Annotated in this window: 18 protein-coding genes; 10 read left to right on the top strand and 8 right to left on the bottom strand. The window is 65.6% G+C overall.

Translation table 11 applies throughout. The annotated features are described in order from the left end of the window. Positions 1 to 8: 8 nt before the first annotated feature. The 10 genes from uraD (at position 9) to CCX87_RS13895 (ending at position 12,463) form a co-directional block, all read left to right on the top strand. Positions 9 to 1,787, top strand: coding sequence for a 2-oxo-4-hydroxy-4-carboxy-5-ureidoimidazoline decarboxylase (gene uraD, locus CCX87_RS13850; protein ID WP_087747167.1), 1,779 nt, complete (start codon positions 9 to 11; stop codon positions 1,785 to 1,787). Next, the gene (locus CCX87_RS13855) at positions 1,784 to 3,034 is read left to right on the top strand and encodes a M20 family metallopeptidase (protein ID WP_087747170.1); all 1,251 of its coding nucleotides are present in this window, start codon (positions 1,784 to 1,786) and stop codon (positions 3,032 to 3,034) included. Before uraD ends, CCX87_RS13855 begins: the two co-directional genes overlap by 4 nt. A 348-nt stretch (positions 3,035 to 3,382) precedes the next feature. After that, entirely contained in the window at positions 3,383 to 5,689 is a 2,307-nt protein-coding gene (locus CCX87_RS13860; RefSeq protein ID WP_087747172.1) for an NADP-dependent malic enzyme, read from the top strand. Between the two features lie 224 nt (positions 5,690 to 5,913). Then, on the top strand, positions 5,914 to 6,945 hold the full coding sequence (locus tag CCX87_RS13865; RefSeq protein WP_086911572.1) for an ABC transporter substrate-binding protein: 1,032 nt from the start codon (positions 5,914 to 5,916) through the stop codon (positions 6,943 to 6,945). A gap of 93 nt (positions 6,946 to 7,038) precedes the next feature. Continuing rightward, positions 7,039 to 7,863, top strand: coding sequence for an ABC transporter ATP-binding protein (locus CCX87_RS13870; RefSeq protein WP_086911571.1), 825 nt, complete (start codon positions 7,039 to 7,041; stop codon positions 7,861 to 7,863). 23 nt (positions 7,864 to 7,886) lie between these two features. Then, the gene (locus CCX87_RS13875) at positions 7,887 to 8,654 is read left to right on the top strand and encodes an ABC transporter permease (protein ID WP_086911570.1); all 768 of its coding nucleotides are present in this window, start codon (positions 7,887 to 7,889) and stop codon (positions 8,652 to 8,654) included. Between the two features lie 270 nt (positions 8,655 to 8,924). Then, positions 8,925 to 9,977 carry a patatin-like phospholipase family protein gene (locus CCX87_RS13880; RefSeq protein ID WP_087747175.1) on the top strand — a complete coding sequence of 351 codons (1,053 nt, stop codon included), beginning with the start codon at positions 8,925 to 8,927 and terminating at the stop codon, positions 9,975 to 9,977. Positions 9,978 to 10,012: 35 nt separating this feature from the next. After that, on the top strand, positions 10,013 to 10,810 hold the full coding sequence (gene otnI / locus CCX87_RS13885) for a 2-oxo-tetronate isomerase (RefSeq protein WP_087747177.1): 798 nt from the start codon (positions 10,013 to 10,015) through the stop codon (positions 10,808 to 10,810). 196 nt (positions 10,811 to 11,006) lie between these two features. After that, positions 11,007 to 11,534: a nucleoside deaminase gene (locus CCX87_RS13890; protein WP_087748350.1), complete on the top strand. Its 528-nt coding sequence runs from the start codon at positions 11,007 to 11,009 to the stop codon at positions 11,532 to 11,534. 98 nt (positions 11,535 to 11,632) lie between these two features. Then, complete coding sequence (locus CCX87_RS13895; protein ID WP_087747179.1) at positions 11,633 to 12,463, top strand: urease accessory protein UreD; 831 nt, start codon at positions 11,633 to 11,635, stop codon at positions 12,461 to 12,463. Between the two features lie 46 nt (positions 12,464 to 12,509). Here CCX87_RS13895 and urtE read toward each other — a convergent pair whose 3' ends face one another. The 8 genes from urtE to CCX87_RS13935 all read right to left on the bottom strand — a co-directional run bounded on the left by urtE (position 12,510) and on the right by CCX87_RS13935 (position 23,800). Next, on the bottom strand, positions 12,510 to 13,202 hold the full coding sequence (gene urtE / locus CCX87_RS13900) for an urea ABC transporter ATP-binding subunit UrtE (RefSeq protein ID WP_087747181.1): 693 nt from the start codon (positions 13,200 to 13,202) through the stop codon (positions 12,510 to 12,512). Positions 13,203 to 14,063: 861 nt separating this feature from the next. Next, a complete protein-coding gene (gene urtD, locus CCX87_RS13905; RefSeq protein WP_087747183.1) occupies positions 14,064 to 14,939 on the bottom strand; it encodes an urea ABC transporter ATP-binding protein UrtD in 876 nt (291 codons plus the stop codon). After that, positions 14,936 to 16,069, bottom strand: coding sequence for an urea ABC transporter permease subunit UrtC (urtC, locus tag CCX87_RS13910; protein ID WP_087747185.1), 1,134 nt, complete (start codon positions 16,067 to 16,069; stop codon positions 14,936 to 14,938). Before urtC ends, urtD begins: the two co-directional genes overlap by 4 nt. A 140-nt stretch (positions 16,070 to 16,209) precedes the next feature. Next, a complete protein-coding gene (gene urtB / locus CCX87_RS13915; protein ID WP_087747187.1) occupies positions 16,210 to 17,793 on the bottom strand; it encodes an urea ABC transporter permease subunit UrtB in 1,584 nt (527 codons plus the stop codon). 182 nt (positions 17,794 to 17,975) lie between these two features. Beyond that, positions 17,976 to 19,238 (bottom strand): urea ABC transporter substrate-binding protein, encoded by a 1,263-nt coding sequence (urtA, locus tag CCX87_RS13920; protein WP_087747188.1) that lies wholly within the window; start codon positions 19,236 to 19,238, stop codon positions 17,976 to 17,978. A 289-nt stretch (positions 19,239 to 19,527) separates the two neighbouring features. Beyond that, on the bottom strand, positions 19,528 to 21,258 hold the full coding sequence (locus CCX87_RS13925; RefSeq protein ID WP_087747190.1) for an acetyl/propionyl/methylcrotonyl-CoA carboxylase subunit alpha: 1,731 nt from the start codon (positions 21,256 to 21,258) through the stop codon (positions 19,528 to 19,530). A 115-nt stretch (positions 21,259 to 21,373) separates the two neighbouring features. Beyond that, a complete protein-coding gene (gene pxpB / locus CCX87_RS13930) occupies positions 21,374 to 23,008 on the bottom strand; it encodes a 5-oxoprolinase subunit PxpB (RefSeq protein ID WP_087747192.1) in 1,635 nt (544 codons plus the stop codon). A gap of 6 nt (positions 23,009 to 23,014) precedes the next feature. Next, positions 23,015 to 23,800, bottom strand: coding sequence for a LamB/YcsF family protein (locus tag CCX87_RS13935; RefSeq protein WP_087747194.1), 786 nt, complete (start codon positions 23,798 to 23,800; stop codon positions 23,015 to 23,017). Positions 23,801 to 23,849: the final 49 nt, after the last annotated feature.

Genomic DNA, 23,849 nt, shown 5'->3' on the forward strand with positions numbered 1-23,849 from the left:
CAAACAGCATGAGCCTGACCCTGGAACAACTCAACACCGCCAGCGCTGCCGATGCCCTGCTATGGCTCGACGGCGTGTACGAACATTCGCCCTGGATTGCCGAGCACGCCCTGGCGCAGCGGCCCTTTCGCTCACTGGCGCACCTCAAGCACGCCATGGCCCATGCCGTGCGCACGGCCAGCGCCGAGGCGCAGCTGGGCCTGATCCGCGCCCACCCCGAGCTGGCCGGCAAGGCCATGGTGGCGCAAAACCTCACTGCTGAATCGACCAACGAACAATCCAAGGCGGGCCTCACCCAATGCACGCCCGAAGAATTTGCGCGCATCCAGCAGCTCAATGCCGACTACAACGCGCGCTTTGGCTTCCCCTTCATCCTGGCCGTGCGCGGGCCGCGCGGCACGGGGCTGACCCGGCAACAGATCATCGACACCTTTGCGCGGCGGCTCGACAACCATACGGACTTCGAGCGCGCCGAGGCCTTGCGCAACATCCACCGCATCGCCGAGATTCGCCTGAACGACAAGTTCGGTGCCCAGCCCCTGCTGGGCAACGACGTGTGGGACTGGCATGAAAAGCTGGCCGCACACTCCGACCCCGGCTTTGCCGAAAAGGGCCAGCTCACCGTCACCTACCTCACCGATGCACACCGCGCCTGTGCCCAGCGCATCAGCCACTGGATGCGCGACTGCGGCTTTGATGAGGTGGAAGTGGACGCCGTGGGCAACGTGGTAGGGCGGTATCGCGCCGCAACACCCGGTGCGAAGTACCTCATGACGGGCTCGCACTACGACACCGTGCGCAATGGCGGCAAATACGACGGCCGCCTGGGCATCTTCGTGCCCATGGCCTGCGTGCGTGAGCTGCACCGCGCGGGCCGGCGCCTGCCGTTTGGCATCGAGGTGGTGGCCTTTGCCGAAGAGGAAGGCCAGCGCTACAAGGCCACCTTCCTGGGCTCGGGCGCGCTCATCGGGCACTTCAACCCGGCCTGGCTGGACCAGAAGGACGCAGACGGTGTAACCATGCGCGAGGCCATGCAGCATGCGGGCCTGCGCATTGACAACATCGCCCAACTGCAGCGCGACCCGGCGCAGTACCTGGGCTTCATCGAGGTCCACATCGAACAGGGCCCGGTGCTCAACGAGCTGGACCTGCCCCTGGGCGTGGTCACCTCCATCAACGGCGGCGTGCGCTTTGTGGGCGAAATGATCGGCACCGCCAGCCACGCCGGCACCACCCCCATGGACCGCCGCCGCGATGCGGCCGTGGCCGTGGCGGAGCTTGCGCTGTACATCGAGCAGCGCGCCGCGCAGGACGGCGACTCGGTGGGCACGATAGGCCTGCTCAGCGTGCCCGGCGGCTCCATCAACGTGGTGCCAGGCCGCTGCCTTTTTTCATTGGATCTGCGTGCGCCCACCGATCCGCAACGTGACGCGCTGGTGCGCGATGTGCTGGACCAGCTGGGCCAGATCGCCGCTCGGCGCGGCCTGCGCTATACGCTGGAGGAATCCATGCGCGCCGCCGCAGCCCCCAGCGCCCCGGCCCTGCAGCACCACTGGGAACGTGCGGTGGATGCGCTGGGCGTGCCCGTGTTCCGCATGCCCAGTGGCGCGGGGCATGACGCGATGAAGCTGCACGAAATCATGCCGCAGGCCATGCTGTTTGTGCGCGGCGAAAACTCCGGCATCAGCCACAACCCGCTCGAATCCACCACCAACAACGACATGCAACTGGCCGTGGACGCCTTCACCCAGGTGCTGCACCAGCTTGCCGAGGAAACCCACCCATGACCACTCCCACACCGGCCTCTTACGCCGCCCTGGACGCCTGGATCGACCAGCACTTTGACGAAGAAGTGCGCTTTCTGCAGGCCCTGGTGCGCGTACCTACCGACACGCCGCCCGGCAACAACGCACCCCATGCCGAACGCACGGCCGAGCTGCTCAAGGACTTTGGCTACGAGGCCGAGAAACACGCCGTGCCCGCCGCCGATGTACGGGCCTATGGCATGGAATCCATCACCAACCTCATCGTGCGCCGCCAGTACGGTGCGCAGGGCAGCGGCGGCAAAACCATCGCCCTGAACGCCCACGGCGACGTGGTGCCGCCCGGCGAAGGCTGGACGCACGACCCCTACGGCGCCGAGATCGTGGATGGCGCCATGTATGGCCGCGCCACTGCCGTGAGCAAAAGCGACTTTGCATCGTTCACCTTTGCCGTGCGCGCGCTCGAAGCCGTGGCCCAACCCGCCCAAGGCGCGGTGGAATTGCACTTCACCTACGACGAAGAGTTTGGTGGCGAACTGGGCCCCGGCTGGCTGCTGCAAAAAGGCCTCACCAAGCCTGACCTGATGATTGCGGCAGGTTTCAGCTACGAAGTGGTCACCGCTCACAACGGCTGCCTGCAGATGGAGGTGACCGTGCACGGCAAGATGGCGCACGCCGCCGTGCCGCACACGGGGGTTGATGCCCTGCAGGGCGCGGTGCACATCCTGAATGCGCTGTATGCGCAGAACGATGAATACAAGAAGGTCACGTCCAAGGTCACCGGCATCAAGCACCCCTACCTGAATGTGGGCCGCATCGAAGGCGGCACCAACACCAACGTCGTGCCCGGCAAGGTGATGTTCAAGCTCGACCGCCGCATGATCCCCGAGGAAAACCCGGCGGAGGTCGAAGCCACCATCCGCCGCGTGATCGAGCAGGCCGCGGGTGAGCGCGCCGGCATCAGCGTGGACATCAAGCGCCTGCTGCTGGCCAACGCGATGACCCCGCTGGCGGGCAATGCGCCCCTGGTGCAAGCCATCCAGAAACATGCGCAGACGGTGATTGGCGAGCCGGTGCCCGCAGTGGGCACGCCGCTGTACACCGACGTGCGCCTGTATGTGGAGCGGGGCATTCCCGGCGTGATCTACGGCGCGGGCCCGCGCACGGTGCTCGAATCGCACGCCAAGCGCGCCGACGAGCGGCTTCAGCTAGAAGACCTGCGCCGCGCCACCAAGGTGATTGCGCGGGCGCTGAGCGACCTGCTCGCCTGACGGCGACGCCAAAGCACCCTGCTACTGTCAGGATTCGTTCAGCTTGCGTTGCAATCGGGTTATCCTGTCAGCCGACTCCATCCAGGGGCACCACGAGGCATTCCAATGCCCTGGAAACACCCAGCCGCCACACCGGTGCGACTGGGCGCCCACGCACCCGGCCACCGCGCACCCGCGTTCGGCACGGGCAGCGCCAGATGAAGGCGAAGAACGATGGAGCCCCATCCGCGCAGTGCATGGGTGCGCAGGCCGTGCTTCACGCCGCGTACGCATTGACCGGCACATGGCCCCGATTCACCATCGGATTTGCTTGTTTTTGCAATCCGCTGAGAACTTTCAGGTTTCCGTATGACACAGAACATTTCCACCGCCGAACAAGCCCTGCGCGACGCTGCGCGCGAATACCACCGCAACCCCAGCCGTGGCAAGATTGCGGTCACCCCCACCAAGCCTCTGTCCAACCAGCGCGACCTGTCGCTGGCCTACTCGCCGGGCGTGGCCTATCCGTGCCTGGACATCGCCGCCGATCCGTCCAAGGCGTTTGACTTCACCTCGCGCGGCAACCTGGTGGCCGTGATCACCAACGGCACGGCCGTGCTGGGCCTGGGCGACATCGGCCCGCTGGCGAGCAAGCCAGTGATGGAGGGCAAGGGCTGCCTGTTCAAGAAGTTTGCCGGCGTCGATGTGTTCGACATCGAACTGGCCGAGCGCGACCCCGACAAGCTCATCGAGATCATCGCGGCGCTGGAGCCCACGCTGGGCGGCATCAACCTCGAAGACATCAAGGCACCCGAGTGCTTCTACATCGAACGCGAGCTGTCCAGGCGCATGAACATCCCGGTGTTCCATGACGACCAGCACGGCACCGCCATCATCAGTAGCGCCGCGCTGCTCAACGGCCTGGAGCTGGTGGGCAAGGACATCGGCGCCGTCAAGATCGCCGTGTCGGGCGCTGGCGCCGCCGCCATTGCCTGCGTGGGCGTGATGGTGGGCCTGGGCGTGAAGGTGGAAAACATCTTCATGTGCGACTCCAAGGGCGTGATCTACGAAGGCCGCCCCGGCGGCTACGACGAATCGAAGGCGGCCTATGCGCAAAAGACCGATGCGCGCACCCTGGCCGATGCCGTCAACGGCGCCGACGTGTTCCTGGGCTGCTCGGCCCCCGGCGTGCTCACGGCCGAGATGGTCAAAACGATGGCCGCAAAGCCCATCATCCTGGCGCTGGCCAACCCCGAGCCCGAGATCCGCCCCGAGCTGGCCAAGGCCATCCGCCCCGACTGCATCATCGCCACAGGCCGCTCGGACTACCCCAACCAGGTCAACAACGTCCTGTGTTTCCCGTACATCTTCCGGGGTGCACTGGACTGCGGCGCCACCAAGATCACCGAGGCCATGAAGCTGGCCTGCGTGCGCCAGATCGCCGACCTGGCCAAGGCCGACATCAGCGAAGAAGTGGCCAGCGCCTACGCGGGCAAAGAGCTGACTTTCGGCCCGGACTACCTCATCCCCACGCCGTTTGACTCGCGCCTGATCCTCAAGATCGCGCCCGCCGTGGCCAAGGCCGCAGCGGAATCGGGCGTGGCCACGCGCCCCATCGAAGACATGGAGGCCTACAAGGAAACCCTGTCGCGCTTTGTGTACCAGACCGGCATGCTGATGCGCCCCGTGATCAACGCGGCCAAGGCCCTGCCCGATGCACAAAAGCGCGTGGCCTATGCCGACGGCGAGGACGAGCGCGCCCTGCGTGCCGCGCAGATGGCCATCGACGACAAGATCGCTGCGCCCATCCTCATCGGCCGCCCCGCCGTGATTGCCGCCCGCATCGCCAAGGCGGGCCTGCGCATGCAGCTGGGCAAGGATGTGGAAGTGTGCAACCCCGAGGACGACCCACGCTTTCGCCAATACTGGGAGCACTACCACCAGCTCATGAAGCGCAATGGCGCCACGCCCGAAGTGGCCAAGGCCGCCGTGCGCCGCTCCAACACCATCATCGCCTCGCTAATGGTGAAGCTGGGCGATGCCGACGCCATGATCTGCGGCCTGGTGGGCACCTACGAGACGCACCTGGAGCGCATCCACAGCATCATCGGCCGCCAGGAAAGCGCCAACAACTACGCCGCGCTGAACGCGCTGATGACCAGCCGGGGCACACTCTTCATTGCCGACACCTATGTGAACGAAGACCCCACGGCCCAGCAACTGGCCGACATCGCCTGGATGTCGGTGCAGGAAGTACAGCGATTTGGAATTCCACCCAAGGTCGCTTTCCTGTCGCATTCGAGCTATGGCTCGTCCAAACGCGCATCGGCCCGCAAGATGCGCGAGGCGCGCGACCTGTTCGTGGCCGCCCACCCCGAGATCGAGTGCGATGGCGAGCTGCACGGCGATGCCGCGCTGGAGCCCAACATCCGCAACGCCTACATGGCGGACTCGACCCTGACGGACTCGGCCAACCTGCTGATCTGCCCCAACCTGGATGCCGCCAACATCCTCTACAACGTGCTCAAGACGACCACCAGCGGTGGCGTCACCGTGGGCCCCATCCTGATGGGCGCTGCTGCCACAGCCTACATCCTGACCCCAGCCGCCACCGTGCGCCGCGTGCTCAACATGACGGCCCTGGCCGTGGCCAGCGCGGCAGCACGCCCCAGGTAAAGGCAAGCGCAAGGGCGCAATGCGCGCTGCAGCCCAGGGCGGGGCAGGCGCACAGGGTTTCGCGCCATGTCGGGAAACCCTGCATGCCCCCCGTGCACCACTTCGGGGAAGAATGGCTTCATGCCCGGTTCTACTGCGGCGAAAGCGGGCATTAATTTTGCTGAGTTCATGGCCAAGCGGCCGTGAAAACGGCACCTTTCAACGCCTTTGTCCCAGGAGCCCCCATGAAGAAACGCTCGTTCCTGCAGTGCGCCGCACTGCTGGCCGCGGCCAGCACCGTCTCGCTGGCGCACGCACAAACGCCCACGCCCATCAAATTCCAGCTCGACTGGCGTTTTGAAGGCCCTGCGGCGCTGTTTCTGCAGCCCGTGGCCAAGGGCTATTTCAAGGCCGCCGGGCTGGATGTGACGGTGGATGCCGGCAACGGCTCGGGCGGTGCCGTGCAGCGCGTAGCCTCGGGCACGTATGACATGGGCTTTGCCGACCTGGCCGCCGTGATGGAGTTCCACGCCAACAACCCCGACGCGCAAAACAAGCCCGTGGCGGTGATGATGGTCTACAACAACACGCCGGCCTCGGTCATGGCGCTCAAGAAGAGCGGCATCACCAAGCCCGCCGACCTGGCCGGCAAGAAGCTGGGCGCCCCCGTGTTCGACGCGGGCCGCCGCGCGTTCCCCATCTTCCAGAAGGCCAACGGCATCGGCGCCGTGACCTGGACGGCCATGGACCCGCCCCTGCGCGAAACCATGCTGGTGCGCGGCGATGTGGACGCCATCACCGGCTTCACCTTCACCTCGCTGCTCAACCTGGAAGCCCGTGGCGCCAAGGCTGCCGATGTGGTGGTGCTGCCCTATGCCGACTTCGGCGTGAAGCTGTACGGCAACGTGGTCATTGCCAGCCCGAAGCTCATCAAGGAGAACCCGGCCGCCGTCAAGGCCTTCCTGTCAGCCTTCACCAAGGGCGCCAAAGAGGTCATCGCAAACCCTGCAGCCTCCATCGAGTACGTGAAAGCGCGCGACGGCATCGTGAACGTGCCGCTTGAAACCCGCCGCCTGCAACTGGCCATCGACACCGTCATCAACAGCCCCGACGCACGCGCCGAAGGCTTCGGGCAGGCCAAGCCCGGCCGCATGTCGCTGATGGCCTCGCAGGTGTCGGATGCGTTCAACACCAAAACGCGTGTGAACCCCGACGATGTGTGGAACGCCAGCTTCCTGCCCAGCGCGGCCGAGCTGAACATCCTGCCCAAGAAGTAGTCAAGCAAGCGCCGCACGTTTACTATCAATTTAATAGCTTTCAGCGCTTATCCAGCAAGCGCTAGAGGCCATTTTTATTCAAAACTCTATCCCATGCAGGCTGCCGACTCCTATTTTGTGGACTTCCGCGACGTCTGGCTCGCCTACAACGACGAGCTGCGCGCGCAAAACCAGTTTGCGGTCGAGGCCATCAACCTGCAGGTGCGGCGCGGCGAGTTCATCGCCATCGTCGGCCCCTCGGGCTGCGGCAAGTCCACCTTCATGAAGCTGGCCACGGGGCTGAAGATGCCCTCCATGGGCAAGATTTTCATCGACGGGCAGCCGGTCACGGGGCCGCTCAAGGTCTCGGGCATGGCGTTTCAGGCGCCATCGCTGCTGCCCTGGCGCACCACGGTGGACAACGTGCTGCTGCCGCTCGAAATCGTCGAGCCCTATCGCAGCCACTTCAAGCAAAAGCGCAAGGAATACGAAGAACGTGCCCGCAAGCTGCTGCAAAAAGTGGGGCTGGCGGGCTATGAAGACAAGTTCCCCTGGCAGCTGTCGGGCGGTATGCAGCAGCGCGCCAGCATCTGCCGCGCGCTGATCCACGAGCCCAAAATGCTGCTGCTGGACGAGCCGTTTGGCGCGCTCGATGCGTTCACGCGCGAAGAACTGTGGTGCATTCTGCGCGACCTGTGGACCGAGCAGCAATTCAACGTGATTCTGGTCACGCACGATCTGCGTGAGTCGGTGTTCCTGGCCGATACCGTGTATGTCATGAGCAAAAGCCCGGGCCGTTTTGTGGTGCGCAAGGAGATCGAGCTGCCCCGGCCGCGCGATCTGGAAATCACCTACACCAAGGAATTCACGGACATCGTGCACGAGCTGCGCGGCCATATCGGTGCCCTGCGTAAAGCCGGCGCCCCTCTCCAGCAGTAACCACTGACCGACACACAAGCACCATGCACAAGAAAACCGTAGAACGCTGGTCGCCCTGGCTGCTGTTGCTGGCGATCGTCCTGCTGTGGCAGATCATCTGCTCAGCCTTCAATGTCTCGGAGTTCATCTTCCCCAGCCCCTGGACCATCGGCACGCAGCTGGTGGAGTTTGGCGGCGTGATCGCAGGCCACGCCTGGCGCACCTTTTGGGTGACCATGGCCGGCTTTGGCATCGCCATCGTAGTGGGGGTGCTGCTGGGCTTTGTGATCGGCTCTTCGCGCCTGGCCTATGCCGCCGTGTACCCGCTGATGACAGCCTTCAACGCCCTGCCCAAGGCGGCGTTCGTGCCCATCCTCGTGGTGTGGTTCGGCATTGGCGTGGGCCCGGCCATCCTCACGGCCTTTCTCATCAGCTTCTTTCCCATCATGGTCAACATCGCCACCGGCCTGGCCACACTGGAGCCCGAGCTCGAAGACGTGCTGCGCGTGCTGGGCGCCAAGCGCTGGGACGTGCTGACCAAGGTGGGCCTGCCGCGCTCGATGCCCTACTTTTTTGGCTCGCTCAAGGTGGCCATCACACTGGCGTTTGTGGGCACCACGGTGTCGGAGATGACCGCCGCCAACGAAGGCATTGGCTACCTGCTGATCAGTGCGGGCTCGTCCATGCAGATGGGCCTGGCGTTTGCGGGCCTGATGGTGGTGGGCGCCATGGCCATGGTCATGTACGAGCTGTTCAGCTGGATTGAAAAACGCACCACGGGCTGGGCACACCGGGGCTCGCAGGGAGAGTAGGCAGGGTACATCCCCCTGAGTCGCCTTCGGCGCCTTCCCCCTTCTCTCGAATCGCTGGCGCGATTCGGGAAGGGGGACACCGCCAGCGCGGCGGGGCGGCCCTTGCGCGGCGGTTCTCGACTAGGCCGCACCGGTTTCGACGATTGCGCTCCTTGCCAGTGCAAAGGATGCGCCGACAGTTCCTCTTCAGAAGCAACGGGCCGTCTTTCCCACGCTGCCAACACGCCGCCGCTATACTTCGCGCCCCGTTGCACCGCAGGATCGCCTGGCATGCGCTTGACCGATTTTTTCCACCCGCTGGCCGCCCGTGCCACCGTGACCGTGCTGGCAGCCCTGGCCCTGGCCGCATGTGGTGGCACCACGCCCACCCGGCCCGATGCGTCCACCGAAACCCCGCTTTCATCCTCTGCCACCCCCATCCGCGTGGGCATAGCCCTGGGCGGTGGCGCGGCCAAGGGTTTTGCACACATTGGCGTGATCAAGATGCTGGAGGCCAATGGCCTGGCGCCTGCGGTGGTGTCAGGCACCAGCGCTGGCAGCGTGGTGGGCGCGCTGTACGCAAGCGGCATGAACGCATTTGAGATGCAGGAAAAAGCCGTGGCGCTGGACGAAGCCAAGATCCGCGACCTGCAACTGTCATCGGGCGGGCTGGTGCTGGGCCAGAAGCTCGAAGACTACGTGAACGAACAGGTGCGCCGCAAGCCGCTGGAACAAATGGCCAAGCCCTTTGTGGTGGTGGCCACGCGGCTCGAGGACGGTGAGCGCACCGTGTTTGCGCGCGGCAACACGGGACAGGCCGTGCGCGCATCCAGCAGCGTGCCCGGCGTGTTCCAGCCGGTCGCCATCGGCAAATACCACTTTGTGGACGGCGGCATCGTGAGCCCCGTGCCGGTGGATGCCGCGCGCCAGTTGGGCGCCGACATCGTGATTGCCGTGGACATCTCCAACAAGGCCCGAGGCCAGTCGCCCGCCAACATGCTGGGCGCGCTGAACCAGTCGATTGCCATCATGGGCCAGAAGCTCGGTCAGGCCGAACTGGCGCGCGCCGACGTGATCATCACACCGCAAGTGCTGGACATTGGCCCCGCCGACTTCACCCAGCGCGCCAGCGCCATTGTGGAAGGCGAGAAGGCTGCCCTGGCAGCCATGCCCCAGATCCGCGAACGGGTGGCCCAGCTGCAGGCCGCGCGTGCCAAGGCGACGCACCTGGCCCAACAAAAAGCAGCCCAGGCGCAGCACCAGGCCTGCCTGGACAAACGCAGCCGACTGCAAAAGCTCGCGGAACTGGCCCAGCTCGAAGACTCCTGCCCCGCACCAAAATAGCCGGTGCGCTGCCGAGACTGGTTTGAAAGACACCCATGCCCCGTTTTGCCGCCAACCTGTCCATGCTCTACAACGACGTGGACTTTCTCGACCGCTTTGCCGCCGCTGCCCGTGATGGTTTCAAGGCGGTGGAATACCTCTTCCCCTACGCCTACCCCGCCCAAGAACTGGCCGCACGCCTGCAAGCCCACGACCTGCAGCAGGTGCTGTTCAACGCCCCGCCCGGTGACTGGGACGGGGGCGAGCGTGGCCTGGCCTGCCTGCCCGGGCGCGAGGCCGAGTTCCGCGAAGGCATTGCCAAGGCCATTGATTACGCCAAGGCGCTGCACTGCCCGCGCATCCATGTGATGGCAGGACTGGTGCCACAGGGTGCCGACGCGGCCACCGCGCGCGCCACCTACATCGCCAACGTGCGCCATGCCGCCAAGCAGGCCGCACCGAACGGCATCCAGATCCTGCTGGAGCCCATCAATGGCCGCGACATGCCCGGCTTCTTCCTGAGCCGCCAGGACCAGGCCCATGCACTGATCGCCGAGATCGGCGCCGCCAACGTCAAGGTGCAGATGGACCTGTACCACGCGCAGATCGTGGAGGGCGACCTGGCCATGAAGATCCGCCAGTACCTGCCCACGGGCCATGTGGGCCACCTGCAGATCGCGGGCGTGCCCGAGCGCCATGAGCCCGACGTGGGCGAGGTCAATTACACCTATCTGTTCCAGCTGCTCGACCGCCTGGGCTACGACGGCTGGATCGGCTGCGAATACCGCCCCGCACGCGGTGCTGCGCCCCACGCCACATCGGACGGGCTGGGCTGGCTCAAGCCCTGGCTTTGACGCGGGCCCTGGGTTTGGCAGCGCGCAGGCCCCAGCGTGTTTCCTGAGGGGCAAAGACCGGTGTTCCGGCGACATGTCACACATTGTTGTTGGCACGCCAAATGCATGGCAAAGGCACGGATGGCGGGCAGGTGGCGACAGGCAGCAAGCAGGCCTGCGCCACGCGCGCGCACCCAGCACACTGCAGGAGACAAGCATGCACACCCTCATGGCGGCGCACCCGACCGCGTTCGATGAGCCCACGCCACTGGGCGAAACCGACAGCACCTATCTGCGCCAGGCCATCGCCTGGGCATGCACCGCGCGGGCGCGCGGCAATCACCCGTTTGGGGCGGTGGTCGCCGGGGCCGACGGCATGCTGCTGGCCGAGGCGTATTGCACGACCACCGAGTCCGGCGACCCGACAGGCCACGCCGAAATGAACGCATTGCGGCAGCTGGGCCGCCGCCTCACACGCGAAGCCCGCGCCCAAGCCACGCTCTACACATCGGCAGAGCCCTGTGCGATGTGCGCCGCCGCCATCTTCTGGAGCGGCATCGGCCGCGTGGTCTTCGGCATCGACTCGCAGCGGCTGCGCAGCTTGCACATCACCCGCCGTGCCCTGCGCGACCTGGATCTGTCGTGCCGCGACGTGCTGGCCACAGCAACCCACCCCGTCGAATGCCTGGGCCCTGCGCTGCTGGAGGAATCCAGCGCGCCACACACCGGGTTCTGGTCAGCCTGAAGCGCGCGCCGTTCACCGCCTGTGGTGCACCCATGGGGCTGTGCCCGACCGCCCTTCATAATCAGCTACTCATTTGGTAGCAAAACGATTCATCCGATATGCCCTGGCACGCCCGCCTGCAGCTGAACTACACGGTCGAGAACGCCCGCACCGTGGCGCGCTTTGCGCACAACGGGCCGCTGCGCATCCTGCAAAGCCTGTACCCGGAAGGCGATGGCATCTGCCACAACGTGCTGGTGCACCCACCAGGTGGCCTGGTCGGCGGGGACACACTGGACATCACCGCCACCGTGGGGCCAGGCGCACACGGGCTGGTCACCACGCCCGGTGCCACCCGCTTTTACCGCTCTGCCGGAGAGCGCGCGCTGCAGCGCACACACCTCACGCTCGAAGAAAACGCCCGCCTGGAATGGTTGCCGCTGGAGGCGCTTTGCTACAACGCCTGCCATGCCGAAAACCACCTCACGCTGAAGCTCGCACCCCATGCCGAATGCATGGGCTGGGACGTGACCGCGCTGGGCCTGCCGCATGCCGGGCAACCCTTTGAAACCGGCCGTTTCGTGCAGCACATCGAGATGCCCGGCCGGTGGCTGGAGCGCGGCCTGATCGACGCGGCCGACCACCGCCTGCTGCAGAGCCCGCTGGGACTGGCCGGGCAGCGCTGCATGGCCAGCCTGTTCTTTGTGACGGGCACCCCGCTGGACAAGGCCCGGCGCGACACCGCACTGGACGCCGCCCGCGCCGTGATGGACACCCATGCGCTCAAGGCCACCGCAGGCGCCACCAGCCCGAACGGGCAAGTGGTGGTGCTGCGTGTGCTGGCACCGCAGGTGGAGCCAGCCATGCAACTGCTCCAGCAGGTGCGGGCCGCATGGCGGGCAGCCCTGTGGCAGCTCGGCGCCGAGCCGCCCCGCATCTGGTCAACGTAGGCGGCCATGCAGCGGGCGCTGGAACAGGCCCGAAAAGCGCTGGCGATCAGATCGCCACGAGATTGCGAATGCCCTTGGCCTCCATCTCGCTACCCGGGCCGCGCGCAATCACCTCGCCGCGTTCCATCACCAGGTAATCATCGGCCAGTTCCTGCGCAAAGTCGTAGTACTGCTCGCACAGCAGGATCGCCATCTCGCCTTTGTCGGCCAGCATGCGGATCACGCGGCCAATGTCTTTGATGATGCTGGGCTGGATGCCTTCGGTGGGCTCGTCCAGGATCAGCAGGCGCGGGCCGGGTGCCAGCGCCCGGGCGATGGCCAGCTGCTGCTGTTGGCCGCCCGACAGGTCCCCACCCCTGCGCTTGAGCATTTTTTGGAGCACGGGGAACAGTTCATACAGATGCGGCGGCACGGGGGTGGAACCACTTTTGTAGGCCAGGCCCATGCGCAGGTTTTCTTCCACCGTGAGGCGGCCAAAGATCTCGCGGCCCTGGGGGACGAAGCCGATGCCTGCGCGTGCCCGGTCGTACGGGGTGGCTTTGTCGATGGGTTTGCCGTCGAAGCTGATGCTGCCGCTTTTGATGGGCACCAGGCCCATGAGGCTTTTGAGCAGGGTCGTCTTGCCCACACCGTTGCGGCCAAGCAAAACGGTGACTTTGCCGGTTTGGGCGGTGAGGCTCACGTCGCGCAGGATGTGGGAGCCGCCGTAGTACTGGTGGAGGTTTTGGACGGTGAGCATGGTGGCGTTTTGAGTGTTTTTGGCCGCTAGCGCTTATTCATAAAGCGTTATTAGCTATTGTTTTTATAGTGCTTTGGGTTTGCCTGCCCGTTCGGGCCTGTCGAAGCCTTGGCGTGCTGGTTTCGAAGGCGTGCCTGGGTGGAGGGCGGAGGCCGGGAGTCGCCCGGCATGCGAGTAACTTTCTTTCGTCTCGCCGAAAGAAAGTCACCAAAGAAAGGGCGACCCTACACGCTGCGTCCCTTCGCTTCGCTGCGGGCAACCTGCGGTGCTCGTGCGTGGGGCGCGCTGCGGAACTCGCTACGCGCTGCGCGCGCCGCTCAAACAACCGCAGCGAGTCAGAGCACGAAGCACGCGCGTGCCGCCCCACGCCCTGCGCTCCTCGGCGCATCGTGAAGGGAACCCGCGAATCGGACATCCACACGGGCCATTGCTTCGCTCGGCCCCCTCTCACGGGCGCGAGCGCCTCGCGCTGCGCAGACTGGGCCGAGCGAAGCAATGGCCCGTGTGGCTGCTTGGATGTTCGGCTGTCCACCCCCCTGCTGGCTGCGCCTGCGGCGGGGCGGTTGCGGGGTGAGCATGCGCGTCGAAGCGCGCATGCCTCGTCATCTGACTCGCCGTGGTTGTCCGAGCGGCGCGCGCAGCGCAAAGCGAGTTCCACGGCGCACCCCGCAACCGCCCCGACGCAGGTTGCCCCGTAGCGAAGCGCAGGGGTCGCCGACTGGGGGTCGCCTTTCTTTTGGGTACTTTTCTTTGGCGAAGCAAAGAAAAGTACCTCGCCCGCCGGGGCGACAACCCGGCTCCCGCCCTGCAAGCAGTAGCGTGCAGCCAGCCGATCTGAGACGAAGAAGCCGCACAACACCATCACCGCCCCAAATAAACCTCAATCACCCGCTCATCCGCCTGCACCTGATCGAGCGTACCCTCCGCCAGCACCGACCCATCGCACAACACCGTCACCTTCTCCGAAATGGTGCGGATGAACCCCATGTCATGCTCCACCACCATGAGCGAATGTTTGCCCTTGAGCGTGAGAAACAACTCCGCAGTCCGCGCCGTTTCCTCGTCCGTCATGCCCGCCACCGGCTCATCGAGCAGCAACAGCTTAGGGTCCTGCATCAGCAGCATGCCAATCTCCAGCCACTGCTTTTGCCCGTGGCTCAGATTGCCCGACTGCCGCGTGACGCTGTCGGCCAGGTGAATGGTGTGCAGGATCTCGGCCAGCCGGTCCGACTGCGCGGAGTCGAGCTTGAAGAACATGCTCGACTTCACGCCCTTGTGGGTCTTCAAGGCCAGCTCCAGGTTTTCGAACACGCTGAGCTGCTCGAACACCGTGGGTTTCTGGAACTTGCGGCCAATGCCCAGGCTGGCAATCTCGGGCTCGTTGTGGCGCAGCAGGTCAATCGTTGAGCCAAAGAACACCGTGCCTTTTTGCGGCCGGGTCTTGCCGGTGATGATGTCCATCATCGTCGTCTTGCCCGCACCGTTGGGGCCGATGATGCAGCGCAGCTCGCCGGGGGCGATGTCCAGGCTCAGGCCGTTGATGGCCTTGAAGCCGTCAAAGCTCACATGCACGTCTTCGAGGTACAAGATGCGGCCGTGGGTCACATCGACCTCGCCCGGCGTAGCAATGCGCGAGAAGCCTGCAGCCCGGCCGCCGGATTCCGTCTGGCCCTGCGCAGTGGGTGTCAGCCGGGTCTGAATGCGCCGCGCGCCTTCGTCCATCAGATCAGGCGTCATGGCGCGGCTCCTTCGGTCTTCTTGTTGTTGTTCTTCTTCAGCTTCTTCGCCAGGCCCACCACACCATCGGGCAGGAACAGCGTCACGGCAATGAACAGCGCGCCCAGAAAGTACAACCAGAACTCCGGCGCCGTCACCGTGAGCCAGCTCTTGGCACCGTTGACGATGAACGCCCCCACGATGGGCCCGATCAGCGTGGCGCGGCCACCCACCGCGGCCCAGACGGCGATCTCGATGGAGTTGGCGGCGCTCATTTCGCCGGGGTTGATGATGCCGACCTGGGGCACATACAGGGCGCCCGCCACGCCGCACATCATGGCGCTGATGGTCCAGATGGTGAGCTTGTAGGGCAGCGGCGAGTAGCCCGAGAACATGACCCGCGTTTCGGCATCGCGCACGGCCTGCAGCACGCGGCCGAACTTGCTGCGCACCAGCCAGCGCGCCATGAGGAAGAACCCGAGCAAGGTGAGCCCCGTGAGCACGAACAGCGTCATGCGCATGTTCTGTGTGGCGATGGGCATGCCCAGGATGCGCTTGAAGTCGGTAAAGCCGTTGTTGCCACCAAAGCCCGTCTCGTTGCGAAAGAACAGCAGCATGGCCGCATACGTCATGGCCTGCGTGATGATGGAAAAGTACACGCCCTTGATGCGCGAGCGAAAGGCGAAGTAGCCGAACACAAACGCGATCACGCCCGGCACGGCCACGATGAGGATCAGCGTGGCCACAAAGCTGTCGGACAGCATCCAGTGCCAGGGCAGCTCCTTCCAGTCGAGGAACACCATGAAGTCGGGCAGGTCGCTCTTGTAGTTGCCGTCGCGGCCAATCTGGCGCATGAGGTACATGCCCATCACATAGCCGCCGAGCGCAAAGAACAAACCATGGCCCAGGCTCAGGATGCCGGTGTAGCCCCAGATGAGGTCCATGGCCAGCGCGCAGATGGCGTAGCACATGATCTTGCCGAGCAGCGCCACGGCGTAGTCCGACAGGTGGAACATGCTGCCTGCGGGCACCCACAGGTTGAGCACGGGGGCCACGGCGCACACCACGATGAGCGCCACGATGAAGGCCGACCAGCCACCGCGCGTGAGCAGCGGTGCCGGTGCGGGCAAAACGACAGGAGATGGGGTCACGGGACGGCCTTGCAAAACGGGCTGATGCACACCCCCGTCCGTTCGCACTAAGCTTGTCGAAGTGCCGGGCCGGGCTTCGACAGGCTCAGCCTGAACGGTCAAGGGCTGGGACAGAGGAGATGAAGAGGAGCCAGTGGTTGTCATGCGTCGGCACTCCGCCCCTTGACCGCGAAGATGCCCTGGGGCCGCTTCTGGATGAAGATGATGATGAACACCAGCACCGCAATCTTGGCCAGCACCGCGCCCGCCCAGCCTTCGAGGAACTTGTTCAACAGCCCCAAGCCCAGCGCCGCATACACCGTGCCCGCCAGCTGACCCACGCCGCCCAGCACCACCACCATGAAGGCGTCGACGATGTAGCTCTGGCCCAGGTCGGGCCCCACATTGCCCACCTGGCTCAGCGCGCAACCGGCCAGGCCCGCAATGCCCGAGCCCAGCGCAAAGGCCATGGTGTCGATGCGCGCGGTGTTCACGCCCATGCACGATGCAATGGGGCGGTTTTGCGTGACGCCACGCACAAACAGGCCCAGGCGTGTGCGGCCGATCAGGTAGCCCATGCCCAGCAGCACGGCAATGGCAAAGCCGATGATGACCAAGCGGTTGTAGGGCAGCGTGAGGTTGGAGAGCACCTGCACGCCACCGCTCATCCACGCGGGGTTTTCCACACCCACGTTCTGCGCGCCGAAGATGGTGCGCACCAGTTGCATCAGCACCAGGCTGATACCCCAGGTGGCCAGCAGAGTCTCCAGCGGGCGGCCATACAGAAAGCGCAGCACGCCACGCTCCAGCACCGCGCCCACGGCGGCGGATGCGCCAAACGCCAGCGGCAGTGCGGCCACCAGGTACCAGTCGAAAGCGCCCGGAAAATACTTCTGGAAGATGCCTTGCACCACATAGGTGGCGTAAGCGCCGATCATCATCAGCTCGCCATGGGCCATATTGATCACGCCCATCAGGCCGTAGGTGATGGCCAGGCCCAAGGCGACGAGCAGCAGGATGGAGCCCAGGCTGATGCCCGAGAACGCAGCGCCCAGGCGCTCGCCCCAGGCCAGCTGGCCGTCAATGGCTTTGAGCGCGGCTTGCAGGGCCGCCTTGACCTTGGTGTCTTCTTCCATGGTGACGCGCTCGTTGAGCAGCAGCCGCGTGTCGGGCGTGGCGCTGAGCGACAGCGCCTGGGCTGCAGCAATGCGCTGCGCGGCGTCGTCGCTGCCCAGCAAGGTGGCGGCGCGGGCCAGCTCCAGCTGGGTCTTGATCTTGTCGTTGCTTTCCTGCGCCAGGGCTTTGTCCAGCAATGGCAGGCGGCCCGCATCAGGCTCCTTGGTCAGGGCCTTGGCGGCGGCCATGCGCTGGGTTTCGTCCTTACCAAACAGCGCCAGGCCCGCCAGGGCCGTATCGATCTCGCCGCGCATGCGGTTGTTGTTGATGATGTCTTCGGCATCGGCGGGCACGGGTACCTCGGCACCGGTCACAGGGTCGATGCCCTTGTCGCCCTGCACGATCAGCGCCTTGCCGTCGGCCACTTTCACCGCATCTTCCGCCAGCGCCTGCAGGAAGGCGGCAGTGCGTTCGCCGGGCTCCACCACGGCCTGCTGCACGGCGGCCACACGGTCGTCGGTCTCGCCAGCGGCCATGGCCAGAGCCTGCTCGGCAGTAAGGGCGTGCGCCTGAACCGTTGCACACAACAGAACGCAGGCAATCAGGCGGGGGAAAAATGAGGAAAGCATGGAAGGGCCAGTGGGTCAAAAAGCGGTCGGCCTGTGCGACGCGCACAGCCCAGACCAGTGCCCCCCCCGCGCAAGGGCCGCCAAGCCGCGCATGCGGCGCTTCGCTTGCGTGCGCTGGGGGCGTCCCCCTCCCATGCGCAGCGTGAGAGAGGGGGAAGCGGCGCAGCCGCTCAGGGGGAGCCTTACTTCTTCTCCGGCTCGTCCTTCTTCTTGTCGTTACCCTCGATGTACGGGCTCCATGGCTTGGCCTTCACGGGGCCGGGGGTCTTCCACACCACGTTGAACTGGCCGTCGGCCTTGATCTCGCCGATGAACACGCTCTTGTGCAGGTGGTGGTTCTTCTCATCCATCTTGCTCACGATGCCCGACGGCGCCTTGAAGGTCTGGCCGGCCATGGCGGCGATGACCTTGTCCACGTCCGTGCTCTTGGCCTTTTCAACCGCTTGCTTCCACATGTTGATGCCGATGTAGGTGGCTTCCATCGGATCGTTGGTGAGCGGCTTGTCCTTGTGGCCGGCAATGCCCTTGGCCTTGGCGTAGTCGCTCCACTTCTTGATGAACTCGGTGTTGGCCGGGCTCTTGATGGACTGGAAGTAGTTCCAGGCAGCCAGGTGGCCCACCAGCGGCTTGGTGTCCACGCCGCGCAGTTCTTCTTCGCCCACGCTGAACGCGACCACCGGCACGTCCTTGGCCTTCAGGCCTGCGTTGCCCAGTTCCTTGTAGAAGGGCACATTCGAGTCGCCGTTGATGGTGGAGACCACCGCCGTCTTGCCGCCCTGGCTGAACTTCTTGATGTCGGCCACGATGGTCTGGTAGTCAGCGTGGCCGAACGGGGTGTACTTCTCGTCGATGTCGCTGTCCTTCACGCCCTTGGACTTGAGGTAGGCGCGCAGGATCTTGTTGGTGGTGCGGGGGTACACATAGTCGGTACCCAGCAGCACCCAGCGCTTGGCACCGCCGCCGTCCTTGCTCATCAGGTAGTCCACAGCGGGGATGGCTTGCTGGTTGGGCGCTGCGCCGGTGTAGAACACGTTCTTGGACAGCTCTTCACCCTCGTACTGCACGGGGTAGAACAGCAGGCCGTTCATTTCTTCCACGACGGGCAGCACCGACTTGCGCGACACCGAGGTCCAGCAGCCGAAGATGACCGAGACCTTGTCCTGGCCCAGCAGCTGTTTGGTCTTTTCAGCGAACAGGGGCCAATTGGAGGCCGGGTCCACCACCACGGGTTCGAGCTTCTTGCCCAGCACGCCGCCCTTGGCGTTGATCTCGTCGATCGCCATGAGCACGGTGTCTTTCAACACGGTCTCGGAGATGGCCATGGTGCCCGACAGGCTGTGCAGGATGCCGACCTTGATCGTGTCCTGGGCATGGGCTGGCAGCGCAGACAGGCCAGCGAGCGTAGCGACGGCCGCGAGGGCCTTGAGGGAATAACGACGTTGCATGTGTGCTTCTCCGGTAGGTAAGGAATCAAACCGCTTCGCCCTGCCCGCCGGGGCTGCCGGTAGGCCGTGTGGTGCGATGGAATGGATTCTGGAGAGCCCCTGGCATTCGGGAAATACGCCGGGTGGCGTACATGGGCGCCCCTTCGTTGCCGTCGATCTCACAAACTCGCCGAATCGTCGTTCGCCCCCTGAATGCCGCTGCCCACAAAAAAACACATCAACGCTTGGCTTTTGGCTTGTAGCCAGCCCATCCCACAGGGTGAGCAGGCCTGTGCCTCTCTTTCGGTCTTCAGGCGATGCGCGCAATCACCGCGCCCAGCGCCTGCGCCGTGCCTGCCGCCGCAGCCAAGGCCACGCGCCCGCTGCGGTGCGCTGTCACCTGCATCTCCATCTTCATCGCTTCCATCACGGCGATCACATCGCCTTCTTGCACCGTGTCGCCATCGGCCACCTTCCAGGCATGCAGGTTGCCTGCAATGGGGGATGTGACCGCAGCGGCGTCCACCGCGGCCTCTGCCGGTGCGGCGGCACCAGCGCCCTGCCCACCCGCTGCGGCCAAGCCTTGCAGCAGCACCGCTGGCAAGCCCAGTTGCACGCGGCGACCGTCGATCTCGATGGCGGTGCGCAGCAAGCTGGTGTCTGCCGCAGGCACGGCCCGCACCGCCGCAGCCAGCGGGGTGGCAAAGTCGGACTCGATCCAGCGGGTGTGCACCTTGAAGCCATCAGCGCCCACAAAGTCGGGGTGGTCGATCACGGCACGGTGAAAGGGCAGCACCGAAGCCACACCTTCGATATGAAATTCACGCAGCGCACGGCGTGCGCGGGCCAGGGCCTGTTCGCGCGTGGCGCCGGTCACGATGAGCTTGGCCATGAGCGAGTCGAACGTGCCGGGCACCACCGAGCCGGTCTGCACGCCGGTGTCCAGCCGCACGCCGGGGCCGGAGGGGGCGTCAAAGCGCTGCACCGGGCCGGGCGTGGGCAAGAAGCCTCGGCCCACGTCTTCGGCGTTGATGCGGAACTCGATGGAGTGGCCCAGGGGCGCAGGTGTTTGCGTGATGGACAGCGGCAGGCCATCAGCCACGCGCAACTGCTCCACCACCAGGTCCACGCCCGTGGTTTGCTCGGTCACAGGGTGCTCCACCTGCAGGCGGGTGTTGACCTCCAGGAACGAAATGGCGCCGCTTTGGCTCAGCAAAAACTCCACCGTGCCCGCGCTCACATAGCCTGCGGCAGCGCAGATGTCGCGTGCGGCGGTGTGGATGCGTTCGCGCTGTGCGTCGCTCAGGAACGGAGCTGGGGCCTCTTCCACCAGCTTCTGGTTGCGCCGCTGCAGCGAGCAGTCGCGCGTGCCCAGCACCACCACGTTGCCGTGGGTGTCGGCCAGCACCTGTGCCTCGATGTGGCGGGGCTTGTCAAGGAACTGCTCAACAAAGCATTCGCCCCGGCCAAAGGCGGTGACGGCTTCGCGCACGGCGGATTCGAACAGCTCGGCCACTTCGTCCATGCGCCATGCGATCTTCATGCCACGCCCGCCGCCACCAAAGGCGGCCTTGATGATGATGGGCAGGCCGTTTTGCTCGGCAAAGGCCAGCACTTCGCTCGCGTCCTTCACCGGGTCGGGCGTGCCCACCACCAGCGGCGCGCCCACCTGCAGCGCAATCTTGCGCGCCTGCACTTTGTCGCCCAGTTGGGCAATGGTGGTGGGCGATGGGCCAATCCAGGCCAGCCCGGCATCGATGACGGCCTGGGCAAAGCCCTGGTTCTCCGACAGGAATCCGTAGCCGGGGTGCACGGCGTCGGCGCCGCTTTTTTTGGCGATGGCCAGGAGCTTTTCGACGTTGAGGTAGGTGTCTGCTGGGCGGTCGCCATCCAGACCGTAGGCTTCATCGGCCATGCGGGTGTGCAGCGCGTCGATGTCGGCATTGGCGTACACAGCGACGGACTGCACGCCGTAGTCGGCACAGGCGCGGGCGATGCGGACGGCGATCTCGCCGCGATTAGCAATCAGGACCTTTTTCATGGATAACTTTCTCTGTGAACTGGCAACGCCGTTCGGGCTGAGCTTGTCGAAGCCCTGCGCAGCGCTTCGACTGCGCTCAGTGAACGGTTTATGTGAACTCATGTGGCCTCAATCCTCAGAACGCGGCGGGGCGATCCTCAGGCGCCAACTCTGCAAACGGCTGGATCGGGTTGAACCGCAGCCACGCGCCCACAGGGATCTGCCCTGCGCGGTCGAGGTGGTACGGCGCCACGCAGCCGATGACCGGGTAGCCGCCGGTGAGCGGGTGGTCGGCCAAAAACAGCACGGGCTGGCCGCTGGGCGGCACCTGCAGGGCGCCCAATGCCGTACCTTCGCTGGGTAGCTCGCCGGTGATGGCGCGGTCCAGTGGCACCTCGCCTGCCAGGCGCAGGCCCACGCGGTTGGATTGGGGCGTGACCTGCCAGCGCTGCGCTGCAAAGCGGGCGATGGCCTCGGGCGTGAACCAGTCGGTGCGCGGGCCCATCACCACGTCCAGCACCACGTCACGCTCCAGCGTGGGCAGGTCGGCGGGCGGCAGCTCGGGCGCGGCCACCACGCAGGTAGCCGGGGCGGGTCGCACGGCCAGCCAGTCGCCCACGGCCACGGGGGCGGGGCCCACATGGGCCAGGGTGTCGGTGGCGCAGCTGCCCATCACTGGCGCTTCGGCAAAGCCGCCGCGCACGGCCACATAGCAGCGCGCGCCTGCGGTGGGTTGGCCCACGGCCAGGGTGTCGCCATCGGCCAGGGCCACGGCCTCGTAACGTTGCGCAGGCCAGCGCTGCCCGGCGGCCGTGGTCAGCGTCAGCACGGCATCGGCACCGGTGACGGCCACCACGTTCTCGCCCACGCTGCGCAGCTGCAGGCCACCGCCCACGGTCTCCAGCGCAGCCAGGTGGCTGGGGTTGCCCACCAGGCGGTTGGCGGCCTTGAGGGCGGCCTGGTCCATCGCCCCCGATGCCGACACGCCCTGCCCGGCCTGGCCGTGGCGGCCCAAGTCCTGGAAGACGGTGAGCAGCCCGGTGGCACGCACCTGCAACCCGGCCTGCCCTGCGGCAAGGCTTGGCTGCGTGCGGCCAGAGGATTCAAGGTCTTTTTGGCCTGTAGCGCTCTCTGCATAAGCGCTAGCAGCTATTGATTTTGTAGCAATATCCACAAAGCGCACGCGATAGCCTGGCTGCAGCAAGGCGGGCTGCGCGCGGGCAATGTCCCACATGGCCACGGGGGTGGTGCCAATGATTTGCCACCCGCCAGGGCTGGCCTGCGGGTACACGCCGCTGAAGGTGCCCGCCAGCCCCACAGAGCCCGCAGGCAGGCGGGTGCGCGGTGTGCTGCGGCGGGGTACGTTCAGGCTGGGGTGGCCGCCGCTCAGGTAGGCAAAGCCGGGCGCAAAGCCAGTGAAGGCCACGGTGTACTCGCTGCCCGTGTGGCGCTGCACCACTTCATCCGCAGTGATGCCCAGGATCTGCGCCACCTCGGCCAGGTCTTCGCCGTGGTAGTGCACCGGGATTTCGACCAAGGTATCGCTGCGCTCGGCGCGCTGCGACAGGTCGCGCTGCGCAATGTGCTGCACCAGCACGGCGGCGCTGGTGGCTGAGGGGCGGTAGCGCACCAGGATGGTCCGCGCAGCGGGGACCAGTTCTTCCACACCGGCCAGCGGGGTGTGCTGCAGCGAGGCCAGCAGCGCCAGGGTTTCGTCCAGGTCGGCCAGCTCGACGAGCAGCGAATTGAGGGTGACGGGCAAGAAACGCATGCCGACTTACCCCTGGGCCGCGGCCATGAATGAGGCCATGAACGAAGCGATCTTGATGCCATCGGCCTCAAAGCGCTTGCGCAACTCACGGGCAATGCCCACGGCATCGGGGCTGTCGCCGTGCACGCAGATCGAATCGGCCTCGATGCGCACGGTGCTGCCGTCAATGGCTTCGACCACACCCTCGCGCACCAGGCGCACCATGCGCTGGGCAATCACTGCAGGGTCGTGCAGCACGGCGCCTTTTTCGCGGCGCGACACCAGCGCGCCCAGCGGGGTGTAGGCACGGTCGGCAAAGGCTTCGGACACCACGCGCAGGCCCGCATCGCGGGCCCACTGCACCAGGGGCGATCCGGCCAGGGCCACCAGCGTTAACTGCGGGTTGATGGCGCGAAGGGCGGTGATCACGTCCTTGGCCTGGCGGGCATCTTGGGCAATGGTGTTATACAGCGCGCCGTGCGGCTTGACGTAGCGCACCGCAGTGCCCGCAGCCGCCGCCAGCCCTTGCAGGGCACCAATCTGGTAGATCACATCGGCCACCAGCTCGGCGCTGGAGATGTCCATGCTGCGACGGCCAAAGCCCTTGAGATCTGGGTAGGCCACGTGGGCGCCCACCACCACGCCGCGCGCTGCGGCGGCGCGCAGGGTTTGCAATATGCCGACAGGGTCGCCCGCATGAAAGCCGCAGGCCACATTGGCGCTGCTGACAATCTCCAGCATCGCGGCGTCATCGCCCATCGTCCAGGCGCCCAGACTTTCGCCCAGGTCGCTGTTGAGGTCCATTGTTGTCATCGTGTTCTCCAGGTGCTGGCGCGTGCAAGGTGCGCGCGGCCAGCGTCAT

The sequence above is a fragment of the Acidovorax sp. T1 genome, assembly GCF_002176815.1.
In the GTDB taxonomy this organism is placed as follows: Bacteria; Pseudomonadota; Gammaproteobacteria; order Burkholderiales; family Burkholderiaceae_C; genus Acidovorax.